At 62.9% G+C, this 12910-nt stretch carries 13 protein-coding genes; 8 read left to right on the top strand and 5 right to left on the bottom strand.

What is annotated here, in order from left to right; translation table 11 throughout:
* Positions 1–79: 79 nt before the first annotated feature.
* The 3 genes from lexA (at position 80) to ACODS0_RS03650 (ending at position 2605) form a co-directional block, all read left to right on the top strand.
* Positions 80–754: a transcriptional repressor LexA gene (gene lexA, locus ACODS0_RS03640; protein ID WP_176886099.1), complete on the top strand. Its 675-nt coding sequence runs from the start codon at positions 80–82 to the stop codon at positions 752–754.
* A gap of 173 nt (positions 755–927) precedes the next feature.
* Complete coding sequence (locus ACODS0_RS03645) at positions 928–1416, top strand: hypothetical protein (protein WP_488832893.1); 489 nt, start codon at positions 928–930, stop codon at positions 1414–1416.
* A gap of 181 nt (positions 1417–1597) precedes the next feature.
* Complete coding sequence (locus ACODS0_RS03650) at positions 1598–2605, top strand: D-2-hydroxyacid dehydrogenase family protein (RefSeq protein ID WP_121420292.1); 1008 nt, start codon at positions 1598–1600, stop codon at positions 2603–2605.
* Between the two features lie 226 nt (positions 2606–2831).
* On the opposite strand, the gene ACODS0_RS03655 is transcribed toward ACODS0_RS03650, so the two are convergent.
* The 4 genes from ACODS0_RS03655 to ACODS0_RS03670 all read right to left on the bottom strand — a co-directional run bounded on the left by ACODS0_RS03655 (position 2832) and on the right by ACODS0_RS03670 (position 6649).
* Complete coding sequence (locus ACODS0_RS03655; protein ID WP_121420293.1) at positions 2832–3959, bottom strand: branched-chain amino acid ABC transporter substrate-binding protein; 1128 nt, start codon at positions 3957–3959, stop codon at positions 2832–2834.
* Positions 3960–4090: 131 nt separating this feature from the next.
* Positions 4091–4291: a hypothetical protein gene (locus ACODS0_RS03660; protein WP_431149400.1), complete on the bottom strand. Its 201-nt coding sequence runs from the start codon at positions 4289–4291 to the stop codon at positions 4091–4093.
* A 416-nt stretch (positions 4292–4707) separates the two neighbouring features.
* On the bottom strand, positions 4708–5142 hold the full coding sequence (locus tag ACODS0_RS03665) for a DNA polymerase III subunit chi (protein ID WP_488832896.1): 435 nt from the start codon (positions 5140–5142) through the stop codon (positions 4708–4710).
* Positions 5143–5149: 7 nt separating this feature from the next.
* Positions 5150–6649, bottom strand: coding sequence for a leucyl aminopeptidase (locus ACODS0_RS03670; protein ID WP_488832897.1), 1500 nt, complete (start codon positions 6647–6649; stop codon positions 5150–5152).
* 73 nt (positions 6650–6722) lie between these two features.
* Between ACODS0_RS03670 and lptF the strand changes: the two genes are divergently transcribed.
* The 5 genes from lptF (at position 6723) to ACODS0_RS03695 (ending at position 11577) form a co-directional block, all read left to right on the top strand.
* Positions 6723–7826: an LPS export ABC transporter permease LptF gene (gene lptF / locus ACODS0_RS03675; RefSeq protein WP_488832899.1), complete on the top strand. Its 1104-nt coding sequence runs from the start codon at positions 6723–6725 to the stop codon at positions 7824–7826.
* Positions 7823–8929: an LPS export ABC transporter permease LptG gene (lptG, locus tag ACODS0_RS03680; protein WP_055396018.1), complete on the top strand. Its 1107-nt coding sequence runs from the start codon at positions 7823–7825 to the stop codon at positions 8927–8929. Before lptF ends, lptG begins: the two co-directional genes overlap by 4 nt.
* A 33-nt stretch (positions 8930–8962) precedes the next feature.
* The gene (locus ACODS0_RS03685) at positions 8963–9343 is read left to right on the top strand and encodes a sirohydrochlorin chelatase (protein ID WP_055396016.1); all 381 of its coding nucleotides are present in this window, start codon (positions 8963–8965) and stop codon (positions 9341–9343) included.
* Between the two features lie 64 nt (positions 9344–9407).
* Complete coding sequence (locus tag ACODS0_RS03690; protein WP_010458783.1) at positions 9408–10349, top strand: CysB family HTH-type transcriptional regulator; 942 nt, start codon at positions 9408–9410, stop codon at positions 10347–10349.
* A gap of 55 nt (positions 10350–10404) precedes the next feature.
* A complete protein-coding gene (locus tag ACODS0_RS03695) occupies positions 10405–11577 on the top strand; it encodes a pyridoxal phosphate-dependent aminotransferase (RefSeq protein ID WP_488832902.1) in 1173 nt (390 codons plus the stop codon).
* A 22-nt stretch (positions 11578–11599) separates the two neighbouring features.
* Here the strand turns inward: ACODS0_RS03695 and ACODS0_RS03700 are convergent, their stop codons facing one another.
* On the bottom strand, positions 11600–12502 hold the full coding sequence (locus ACODS0_RS03700) for a DMT family transporter (RefSeq protein ID WP_488832903.1): 903 nt from the start codon (positions 12500–12502) through the stop codon (positions 11600–11602).
* Between the last annotated feature and the right edge of the window lie 408 nt (positions 12503–12910).

Consider the following 12910-nt stretch of genomic DNA (forward strand, 5'->3'; position numbering starts at 1 on the left):
CGAAAAACTGGTGAAAAATACAGTTACTGGATTAAAAAACAGTTGTCCATCACTGTAGCCGCCTCCACCGGAAACCACCATGCTCGACAACCCGAAACTCACTGCCCGCCAGCAACAGATTCTGGATCTCATCCAGACGGCCATTGCACGCACCGGGGCGCCCCCCACCCGTGCAGAGATCGCTGCCGAACTGGGGTTCAAGTCGGCCAACGCGGCAGAAGAACATCTCCAGGCGCTGGCGCGCAAAGGCGTGATCGAGCTGGTCAGTGGCACATCCCGCGGCATCCGGTTGCGCGGTGACACCGTGCGCTCCATCAATGCAGCGCGCGGCAATCAGTTCAGCCTGCCGATTCCCGGACTCTCACAACTGGTGCTACCCCTGGTGGGACGTGTGGCGGCAGGGTCGCCCATTCTCGCGCAGGAACACGTTGACCAAACCTACAGTGTGGAAAACAGCCTGTTCCATCACAAGCCCGATTACCTGCTCAAAGTGCGTGGTATGTCGATGCGCGATGCCGGAATCATGGATGGCGATCTGCTGGCTGTGCAGTCCACCCGCGAAGCCCGCAACGGCCAGATCATCGTGGCCCGCCTGGGAGACGATGTAACGGTCAAGCGCCTGCGCCGTACTGCGACCGCCATCGAACTGCTGCCCGAGAACCCGGATTACCCGGTCATCGTGGTGCAGCCCGGCGAACCCTTTGAGATTGAAGGGCTGGCCGTCGGCCTCATCCGCAACACCATGTTGATGTAGCCACAGCGCTCCATCGCATTCACTCATGAATTAGTTCGTTAGCTGCCGCGCTGCAGGTGGCGGGCGTTTGGCGCACTGGTAAAACCGGTACGCCAGCCCTGCGGTGCCGGTTTATTTTGCAATCCTGCCTATGTCCAACCCCCGACCTTCGGAGTTTTCACATGGGAATTGCCTTGACCACCTTTTCTGCGCTCTCCAGTACTCTGCGTACCCTGACCCACTGGCTCCACACCTTCAAGGAGCCGTCTGCAGCAGACCTGCCAGCGCCCCGCCCCCATCCCGATGACGCGGACCTGGGCCGCAGGAGCGGATCAGCAGGCACTGACAAACCCCGCCATCCATCCAACATCCCCAGCCAACGTCCACCGCGAGGCAAATGGCCCTTTACGGTCAGCCCCCAGACACCACCCACCGGAGCCACCACGCGGTTTGTGGCCACCAATACCGATGCCCGGGCGTTCATACCGCCGCCTGCCGCTACCCGCGTTGCCTGTGGATCATCCAGATTGGCAGACGGCTCAGGCTGCAGGGCTGCCAAGGTCCTGCGCAGGCTCCCCACATCGAGCGGCTCAGGCCGACTGGTGATCGCCGGCCGCATGGCCGATGTGTGCGCCGAGTTGGACCGCCTGGCTGCATCCGAGGCGGCGCTGCAAGCCTGTTGAGCTCAAGGCATGCACCACCCAGCGATCCATTGACTGCTTTGTATATGGAGGATGCCGCCTGATCGCTGTGGACGGCGCTTGTCGAGGTCTCCAACACTCCGTCACCAAAAGCCCCATCCTTTCCTGTGCCAGGAGGCGGTTCGGTATGAAACGACCGGCGTGGCCAAGGCACAATGTCGGAATGAACATTGTGATTCTCGACGACTACCAGGACGCAGTCCGCAAGCTCCACTGCGCATCCCGGCTCGACGCGTACACCGCCAAGGTCTACACCAACACCGTCAAGGGGCTGGGCCAGCTGTCCGTCCGCCTCAAAGACGCTGACATCATCGTGCTCGTGCGAGAGCGCACCCAGATCACCCGTCAACTGGTGGAGAAACTTCCCCGTCTCAAGCTCATCGCGCAAACCGGCAAGATCGGCAGTCACATTGATGTAGCTGCCTGTACGGAACGTGGGATTGCAGTGGCAGAAGGCATAGGCTCACCCGTGGCCCCCGCAGAGCTGACGTGGGCACTTGTCATGGCCGCAATGCGCCGACTGCCGCAGTACATCTCCAACCTCAAGCATGGCGCCTGGCAACAATCAGGGCTGAAGACGGCGTCCATGCCTCCCAATTTTGGCCTTGGCAGCGTGCTGCGGGGCAAAACGCTGGGTATCTGGGGTTATGGCCGCATTGGCCAATTGGTGGCGGGCTACGGACGTGCTTTTGGAATGAACGTCCGCATTTGGGGGCGTGAGGCATCACGCGCCCAGGCCTTGACGGATGGATACCAGGCTGCCACCACGCGCGAGGAGTTTTTCTCGCAATGCGATGTGATCTCGCTCCACCTTCGGCTCAACGACGAAACGCGCGGCATCGTCTCACTCGAAGATCTGTCTTGCATGAAGCCCACCTCCCTGCTGGTCAACACTTCGCGTGCCGAGCTGATTGAGACCGATGCCCTGATTGCCGCCCTGAACCGGGGCCGCCCCGGCATGGCCGCTGTCGATGTATTCGAGAGCGAACCCATCCTTCAGGGCCATGCCCTGCTGCGGCTGGAGAACTGCATTTGCACGCCCCACATTGGCTATGTCGAGCAAGACAGCTATGAGCTTTATTTTGGTGCAGCGTTCGACAATGTGGTGAATTTCATCAAAGGCACTCCCACCAACATTGTGAATCCAGGCGCACTGCAGGTGCGGCGTTAATTTGGCGCAAAAATCGGGCACATCCATCCTCGCGCGTAGCGCCGGTTTTGGTCATCGCCCGAGTCTTCAACAAACTCCAGCTCCTGGGCATTGAGCAGCCAAGCAGAACAACCTGCTCACCCCACCTAGCTGCATTTGAACAACAAAAAAAGGGCTTCCCAAAGGAAGCCCTTTTGTTTGGCGCTCTCCAAAGCCAAAAAGACCTTGAAGAGCCAGACCACTGCGATTACAGAGGGGTCTTCTTGCCGTCCTTGTAGACGTACAGAGTGATGGCGGGGTTCTTCATTTCGCCATTGGGTTCAAAAGCAATGGTGGAGGTCACACCCTTGAAGTTGGACTTGGCCAGTTCGTTCACATACACCTTGGGGTCCACGGAGTTGGCGCGCTTCATAGCGTCCACCAGCAGGAACGTGGCGTCGTAGGTGTAGGGGCTGTAGACCTGGAACTGGTTGGGGTACTTGGCATCGTACTTGGCCTTCCAGGCCGTGCCGCCGGGCATCTTGGCCAGCGAAGAGCCGCCTTCAGCACAGATCACGTTGCCCAGGGTCTTGGCACCCGCTGCGAGCTTGGCGATTTCAGACGTGCAGACGCCGTCACCACCGAAGTACTTGACGTTGCCCATGCCCAGTTGTTCCATCTGGCGCAGCATGGGGCCGGCTTGAGGGTCCATACCGCCGTAGAACACGGCATCAGGGTTCTTGGACTTGATGGCCGTCAGGATGGCCATGAAGTCGGTTGCCTTGTCGGTCGTGAACTGCTCGTCCACCACTTTCATGCCCTTGGCAGTGGCAGTCTTCTTGAACACGTCTGCCACACCTTGGCCGTAAGCGGTACGGTCGTCAATGATGGCAACGGTCTTCAGCTTGAGCGTATCCACAGCGTAGAACGCCAGGCCAGCGCCCAGGGCGTTGTCATTGGCGATGATACGGAATGTGGTCTTGTAGCCAGGCTTGGTCAGGTTGGGGTTGGTCGCAGCGCCCGTCACCATCGGGATGCCGCAGTCGTTGTAGACCTTGGAAGCAGGAATGGTGGTACCGGAGTTGAGGTGGCCGACAACGCCTGCAACTTTGGAGTCGCACAGCTTTTGTGCAGCGGCCGTGCCCTGCTTTGGATCGGCAGCGTCATCTTCAGCTTGAAGTTCGAACTTGATCTTCTTGCCGCCGATGGTGATGCCTTGAGCGTTCAGCTCTTCAATGGCCATGCGGGCGCCATTTTCGTTGTCCTTGCCGTAGTGGGCTTGGGCGCCGGAAACCGGAGCCACATGGCCGATCTTGACCACCTGCTCTTGTGCAGAGGCCACACCAGCAACAGCCGCGATAGCAGCAACCACGGTCAGTTTCAACTTCAATTGCATATCAAATCTCCAGTAAAGATAAACGCTGAGAATCTTCTTGTGTCTCAACGCAGGCGAACATATCGCAATTTACGGGCCAGATCATTAGGGAACACGATTAAACGCGAGAGAAACCACAGGGGAATACCCTGTCATCCCTTTGGCACCGAGGACGCGCCACTGGCCAGCTCGTCCGCCACCGCCTCGTACACGGCATGCCGGACCACGGATTCAATCTCTTCACGCAGTCGCGGCAGCACCGATCGTGTCTGCTCCTGCACCACGGTGGCGATGGCTTCACGCAAACGTTGATCCAGCACAACGTCCACACGCTGCATGACCCTGTGCACCATGTACTCCTCCATGCCTTCCAGCAGTGGCCGGGTGAGCTGCGGTCTGGGCGTCTTTGAAGACCCGAGGGTCGACGCGAGAGATGCAGGCGAAGACGAAGACGCGGGAGCCACTGCCGCCGCAACGGGAGCTCGGTGAACCAATGGAGCGGGCGCACTCTGCATAGGCGCTGGTGCAGCCGGGCGTGGCGCCATCACTGCAGGCGGGCGGGCACTGGGCAGAGGGGGGCTCAGCGGTCGTGTCGCAGGCTGCGCTGCTGTCGGGCTGGGTCTTGCAGCGGGCAACGCGGACGGAGACATGACCGTGGTGCGCAATGGTGCAGAGGACGCCGGCGGCAGAGGCGCGGAGTCCGGCACCTGCACCACTTCGGTGAGGGTGGGAACGAAGCGCGGGGGCGTTTTGGGAGGAGGCAGCGCCATCAGCCAGCTTTCAGCACCAAGTCGTGGCGAGTGATGGCATAGCCGCGCGATGCATAGTGGCGCCAGCGCGCCCGGGCCTCGCCACGATCCAAGTCATCCTGCGCACTCACCACTTCCACCAACCGATCAAACCGGCCAAATCCCTCCGGCACCTCCGGGTGCAGGTTCAGTAGCACTTCATGGTGCGGGGCAGACCGGGCATCGGCAGTCAGCAACACGGGAGACGCATGGACCAGGTCTTCATCAGCATCGCCGAGGCAATGGGCCACAAAGTCCTGCGGAGCAAGGGCCCAGAGCATGCGGTCCAGCGTCGCCAAGGTGTCGGGCGGCGCCGCAATCACCAGGCGGGCCCCGCTGCGCTGCACCTTGCGCGCAAAGCGGCATGCGTAGGCCAGCTTGTCCGGCGCATTGAAATGAAACGCAACCTCGGTCATGGCACGCTCAGGCCGTCTTGGTGCGCACGGAGCGTTTTGCCGCCGCAGGCTTTGAAACCGGCTTGGCGGCAATGGCCTGGCCCATCAGATAGTGCACCAGAAGTCCCACCGGCCGCCCTGTGGCACCTTTGGCGGCGCCACCCTTCCAGGCCGTGCCAGCAATATCCAGGTGCGCCCATGGCACGTCGCCCACGTACTTTTGCAGGAACTTCGCGGCGGTGATGGAGCCCCCCGCACGGCCGGCTACATTGCCCATGTCGGCGAAATTGCTCTTGAGACCATCGGCATAGTCGTCGTCCAGCGGCATGCGCCAGCAAGGGTCCTGGGCAGACTCGCCGGCCTGCTGCAATGCGGATGCCAGGGGATCGTTGTTGGCGAACAGACCACTGCGCACACCACCGAGCGCAATCACGCAGGCGCCGGTCAGGGTGGCAATGTCCACCACGGCGGCAGGCTTGAAGCGGGCGGCGTAGGTGAGCGCATCGCACAGCACCAGACGGCCTTCGGCGTCGGTGTTCAGGATTTCGATGGTCTGACCGCTCATGCTCGTGACCACGTCACCCGGCTTGACGGCACGGCCATCGGGCATGTTCTCGCAGGCGGGTATCAGCCCCACCACATTGATCGAGGGCTGCAACTCTCCCAGAGCGCGAAAGGTGCCCAGCACGCTGGCAGCCCCGCACATGTCGAACTTCATCTCGTCCATCTCCGGGGCAGGCTTGATGGAGATACCCCCGGTATCGAACGTAATGCCCTTGCCCACCAGCACGACGGGAGCCTGGTCCTTGGCCGCGCCGTTGTAGCGCAATTCGATGAATCTCAGGGGTTCCTCGGAACCCCTTGCCACAGCGAGGAAGGCGCCCATGCCCAACCGGGCCACTTCGGCCGGGCCGTGGACCTTGCACTGGATGCGGGGCAGCTTGCTCAGGGTCTTGGCGGCGTCGGCGAGCAGGGTGGGGGTGGCATGGTTGGCGGGGCGGTTGCCCCATTCCCGCGCAAACTCCACCCCAGCCACCAGCGCCACACCGGCGTCGAAGTCCTCGCGCACATCCGGGGCGGTGGGTACACCCACCACGCAGCGGCTCAGACTGCGCGCCTCCACCTTGGTCTTGGTGGTGGTGTAGACATAGCTCACTTCGGCCACGGCCTGCACAGCGGCGCTGACAGAAGCGGCTTGCACGGCCCCGGCAAAACACAACACCACCCGTTTGGTCTGCGGCGCCTTGACGGCACCCCCCACCGCCTGCAGCGCCTGGCGGGTGGCACGGGCAGATCCGTCACCCTGCCCCACCAACACTACGCGACGGGCGGCAACGGCAGGCACCTGGTACAGCTGCAGGTGCTTGCCCGCCTTGGTGGCCAGATCCCCGTTCTTGAGCGCCAGGGCCGCCAGGGCGGACAGCGCATCCTTGCCGGGCTTGAAGCCCTCAGGGAGCAGCACAACCAGCAGGTCGCATTTCTCTGAAGCTGCCGCAGCAAGGTCAAGGGTCTTGAGATCAAAGTTCATAATCGGTGTTTTCCTTTTGAGCGTGCTATGCACTTTGATATGCACGCAAAAGTGCATAGCGCGCTCCTAGCCAATGTTATTCGATTCATCCATCCGCAAGGAGCTGGCGCGCAGCTTTGGCGCGACGCTCGTGGTGCTGGTGACCGTGGTCATGACCATGATGCTCATCCGCACCCTGGGACAGGCATCCAAGGGCAGCGTGAGCCCTTCCGACGTGATGCTGGTCATGGGCTTCACGGTGCTGGGGCAGTTGCCCACCATCTTGAGCCTGAGCCTCTTCATCGCTGTGGTCGGCACACTTTCGCGCATGTACCGTGACAGCGAAATGGTCATCTGGTTTGCCAGTGGCCGTGGCCTCATCAGCCTGCTGCGGCCCTTGCTGCGTTTTGCGTGGCCGGTCATGGTTGTCATTGCTGTGCTGTCGCTGCTGGTGTGGCCCTGGGCCAACTCCCAGATTCAGGAACTCAAGACGCGCTACGAACAACGCAGCGACATCGACCGCATCGCGCCCGGCGAATTCCAGGAATCCTCCAACGGCAGCCGGGTGTTCTTCATCGACAAGGACAGCCCCGACACGCAGGCTGGCAACAACATCTTCATCGCCGCCACCGACGGCGCCCGCGAATCCGTGACCTCTGCGCGCAGCGCGCGGCTGGAGACACGGGGCGGCGAGCGCATGGCGGTGCTGAGCGAAGGCCAGCGCCTGGAGACCTCGCGCGACAAGCCCGGCGTCAAGATCAGCGAGTTCTCCGAATACGGCACCCGCATTGGGTCGGCACCTGCAGGCTCGGCGGAAGAACTGTCTGTGAAGACCCGCGCCACACACGAGCTGCTGATGCAACTCTTGCCCGCTTACCGCGCCGAGCTGGGCTGGCGCCTGGGGCTGGCGCTGGCCGCCATCAACTTCGTCGTGCTGGGCCTGGCCGTGGCCAGCGTCAACCCGCGCGCTGCTCGCAGCACCAGCCTGGTGTTCGCGCTTTTTGCCTTCATCGTGTACTACAACCTCATGACGCTGGGGCAAAGCTGGGTGGGTGCGGGCCGGTTGGGCCTGCTGAGCTTCATGGCGCTGCTGCATGGCGGCATGCTGACCATGTCGCTGCTGATCCTGGCTGCGCGCCACAACCACTGGACCGTGCGGCGGCTCTGGCAGCCCCGTCCGACCAGGAGCCCCGCATGAAAACCATTCGCCGCCTGATCCACCGCGAAGCCCTGTTCGCCGTGGCCTTTGTCACCGCCGGGTTTCTGGCGCTGTTTTTCTTTTTTGACCTGGTGGACGAACTGCGCTGGGTGGGCCGCACCGGCGCCGAGGGCTACCAGCTCTCGCACGCATTCCTGTTCGTGGTGCTGAGCATTCCCAGCCACCTGTACGAATTGCTGCCCATTACCGTGCTCATCGGCACCATCTTCGTGATGGCTCGGCTCGCCCAAAGCTCCGAATTCACCATCATGCGCACCAGCGGCATGGGCCCGTGGCGCGCCTTGCGCACCCTGGTGGCGCTGGGGGGCTTCTTTGTACTGTTGACCTTTGCGGTAGGCGACTACATTGCGCCGCTGACCGACCGCGCCGCCCAGCTCGTCAAGGTGCGATACCTTGGGCGCCTGACCACTGGCGCCACGGGCGCCTGGCTCAAAGAGCGCCAGGACGACCACTCCTATGCCGTGAACGTGCGCGCCCTCACACCCAATGGCGGCATGCTGGACGTGCGAATCTTTGAATTCGATGCCAAGGGCCGGCTCGCCTCGCAGACGCGGGCCGCATCCGGCCAGTTTGGGCCGGACGGTGCGTGGAACCTGGAGCAAGTGCAGCGCAGCCGCTTCGAACAGCGCGGCAACGACGAGGCGCGTGTGGAGCACCTGGATGCACCCACCTTGCAGTGGCCCACCCGCATCAGCGCCGACATGGTGGCCGCCTCGCTGCTCAAACCCGACCGCATGGCCACCATCGACCTCTTCCAGTACATCCGCCACCTCGACGCCAACGGCCAGTCTGCCCAGCGGTACGAAATCGAGTTCTGGCGCAAGGTTTTCTACCCGCTCAGTTGCCTGGTGATGGTGGTGCTGGCCCTGCCTTTTGCCTACCTGCATTTCCGCTCGGGCGGCATTGCGGGCTATGTGTTTGGCGGCGTCATGGCGGGCATCAGCTTCTTCCTGCTGAACAACGTATTCGGCTATGCAGGCAACCTGCAGAACTGGTCGCCCTGGCTCACCGCCGCCGCGCCTGGGCTCATCTATTCCGTGCTGTCGCTAGCCGCCTTCGGCTGGCTGGTGCTTCGCCGGTAAAATTTTTCTAAGCCTTTTGGGCCTCTACCGCTTATGCAGCAAGCGCAAGCCGCTATCATTTTATTCGCACACGGATCGCGGGACCCACTCTGGCGCGTGCCGCTGGAAGCCGTTGCGGCGCATATCGCCGCGCAGCAGCCTGGCAGGCCGGTCCTTTGCGCTTACCTGGAACTGTGCACACCATCGCTGCCAGATGCCGCCCAGCAACTCGCCGCACAGGGCGCCACGCAGGTCACCGTGGTGCCCATGTTCCTGGGCACCGGCAAGCATGCGCGTGAAGACCTGCCCGTGCTGGTGCAGGACCTGCGTGCCGCCCACCCCGGCGTTCATTTCCACGTGCAGACCGCCATCGGCGAAGACCCGCGCATGACCGCATTGATGGCAGAAATCGCGTGCGAGGCGCCCCAAAGCTGAGGTTCTTCCAATATCTCTTAGATGCCTGCAGCATAATGATGCAACCCTTTAGGCGATATCAGATATGAACCTGCACCAATTCCGCTTCGTTCAAGAGGCAGCACGCCGCAACCTCAACCTGACTGAAGCCGCCAAGGCCCTGCACACCTCCCAGCCCGGCGTCTCCAAGGCCATCATCGAGCTGGAAGAAGAACTGGGCGTGGACATCTTTGCCCGCCACGGTAAACGCCTCAAGCGCATCACCGAGCCCGGCCAGCACGTGCTCAAAAGCATCGAAGTCATCATGCGCGAGGTGGGTAACTTGAAGCGCATTGGCGAGCAGTTCAGCGCACAAGACAGCGGCACCTTGAGCATCGCCACCACCCACACCCAGGCCCGCTACGTGCTGCCCGTGCCCGTGGCGCGGCTGCGTGAGGCCTACCCCAAGGTCAACATCAGCCTGCACCAGGCCACGCCGCACGAGGTGGCGCGCATGGTGATCGATGAAGTGGCCGAAATCGGCATGGCCACCGAATCCCTGGCCGATTACCCCGAACTCGTCACCCTGCCCTGCTACGAATGGCAGCACGTGCTGGTCGTGCCCAACGACCACCCGCTGGCGCAGAAGGAACGCATCGGCCTGGACGACCTGGCGCATGAGGCGCTGATTACCTACCACCCCTCGTTCACCGGCCGGGGCAAGATCGACCAGGCCTTTGCCGCCCGCAAGCTTCAGCCGCGCATCGTGCTCGAAGCCATCGACTCGGACGTGATCAAAACCTACGTGCGCCTGGGCCTGGGCATCGGCATCGTGGCTGAGATGGCCATGCGCGACGACCCGGTGGGCGACCTGGCCGTGCGCCCTGTGGGCCACCTTTTCGGGCAGAGCGTGGCACGCGTTGCCTTCAAACGCAGCGCCTACTTGCGCAACTTTGTCTATAAATTTGCCGAACTGCTCAGCGACCGGCTGAGCCGTGACCTTATCGCACGTGCGATGACGGGGCACGTCAACGACTATGAGCTGTGACTTCGCCGTAGTTCGCCTGTCTTCAAAACACCTTTGATTTTTACGTTGTTGCGCCATGACCCAAGCTAACGCTGCCGCCCGCACCCCAGCCTTCCCCAGCAAGCTGCCCCACGTCGGCACCACCATCTTCACGGTGATGTCGGCCCTGGCCACCGAACACAAGGCCGTCAACCTGGGCCAGGGCTTTCCAGACTTTGAATGCGCCCCTGAGCTGGTGAACGCCGTCACCGCTGCCATGCAGGCCGGGCACAACCAGTACCCGCCCATGCCCGGCATCCCTGCGCTGCGCGAGGCCGTGGCTCGCAAGATCGAGGCGCTGCACGGCCGCGCCTACAACCCCAACACCGAAATCACCATCACGGCGGGCGCCACGCAGGCCATCATCACCGCCATACTCGCCATCGTGCACCCGGGTGATGAGGTGATCGTGCTCGACCCCTGCTACGACAGCTATGTACCCAACATCGAGCTGGCTGGCGGCAAGGCCGTGCGCGTGCCGCTCACGCCAGGCACCTTCCGCCCCGACTTTGCCAAGATCAGCGCAGCCATCACGCCGCGCACCCGCGCCATCCTCATCAACAGCCCGCACAACCCCAGCGCCACCATCTGGACGGCCGAGGAAATCCGCCAGCTCGATGACCTGCTCGCCCCCACCGACATCCTGCTCATCAGCGACGAGGTGTACGAGCATATGGTGTTCGACGGTGCCGAGCACCAGAGCGCAGCGCGCTTTGCGGGCCTGGCTGCCCGCGCCTTCATCGTGTCGAGCTTTGGCAAAACCTTCCACGTTACCGGCTGGAAGGTCGGCACCGTGGCCGCCCCTGCAGCGCTGACGGCCGAGTTCCGCAAGGTGCACCAGTTCAACGTGTTCACCGTCAACACGCCCATGCAGCATGGCCTTGCTGCCTACCTGCAAGACCCCACGCCCTACCTGCAACTGCCCGCGTTCTACCAGGCCAAACGCGACCTGTTCCGCCAGGGCCTGGAAGGCTCGCGCTTCAAGCTGCTGCCCAGTACCGGCAGCTACTTCCAGTGCGTGGACATCTCGGCGATCAGCGACTTGAACGAGGCCGATTTCTGCCAGTGGCTCACCCGCGAGGTGGGCGTGGCTGCGATTCCGCTGTCGGCGTTCTATGGCGACGGGTTTGACCAGCGCGTGGTGCGGTTCTGCTTTGCCAAGAAGGACGAAACGCTGCGCGCCGCGCTGGAGCGGCTGCGCAAGCTCTGATCTGCAGGGGCCTTCAGGGCTCTTACTTCGTCTGCCGCGCCAGCCACACCCCCGCCACTGCCAACGCCATCCCCACCAGCGCCCAGCCGCTGAGCGTCTCGCCAAACATGGCCCAGGCGATCAGCGCGGTGGTGGGCGGGGTCAGGTAGAACAGGCTGGCCACGTTCACCGCGCCGCCCCGGCGAATGAGCAGGTTCAGCAGGCTCACCGCCCCCAGCGAGAGCACCAGCACCAGCCAGCCCAGCGCAAACACAAATTCGCCGGTCCACGATATGGCCATGGATTCGGTGGCGTAGGCGACGGCGGCCATGGCCACGGCACAGGGCAGGTACTGAATCACCGAGCCCGTGCGCAAGTCGAACGAGGGGCAGAACCGCTTTTGGTACAGCGTGCCGGCCGTGATGCCCAGCAGCGCGACCACAGCGGGCAGCAGCATGCCCATCAGTGCATTGGCTGGCACGGTGGCCACCTTGCCGGCCACCACCAGCGCCACGCCGGCAAAGCCCAGGGCCAGGCCCGCCCACTGGGCCGGCCGCACCTTCTCGCCCAGCAAAGCCCCGGCCACCAGGGCTGTCAGCAGTGGCTGCAACCCCACCACCAGCGCCGTGATGCCTGACGGCAGCCCGTGCCCGATGGCCATGAACACCCCGCCCAGGTACACGCCATGCACCAGCAGGCCCGACACCCCAATGTGCAGCCAGGCCCTTCCCGTTGGCGGCCACGGCGCACGCGCCACGGCGACCACCGCGAGCATGAGCACGATGACGATGGCAAACCGCAGCGCCAGAAAGGTCAGTGGCTCCACATACGGCAGCCCCAGCTTGGCGCCGATAAAGCCGGTGCTCCAGAGCGCCACAAAAAGCAAAGGAACCAGCGAATTGAGCGGACTGGAAGCGCTGGGACGGAGTGGAGTGGCCTGGGTCATGAAGAAAAGAAACGAAAACCGGGGTGGGGATGATCTCACCTCGCGAGCGCCTTGGCTCCGGGCTGGCATCCAAGCACTGCTGTGACCCGGCTCTCTTGCTAGAAAGCCTCAGTGTGTGCCCCAGCAAGGCGTGCAGCAGCAGACACACCCAGCGCATGCACCACCACGGCCAGCCCGTGCCCCGCACAAAGGTGAATCAGAGCAAAAACAGCCTCTAGCGCAGGAAGATAAAGCGCCAATAGCTATCAACTGGATAGCACACCACCACACACCTGTTTGAAAGTCCGGCCGCGCGCCCGCGCATCTTGATGCGATCTTGATACCCCACCCCGCACTCTTGCGCTCGTCTTGATGCGGCCATTCCTAGCATCGGTCCATGTCTCAAGGAGGACGCTATGGACTGGATAT

The organism is Acidovorax sp. FG60, from assembly GCF_057808995.1.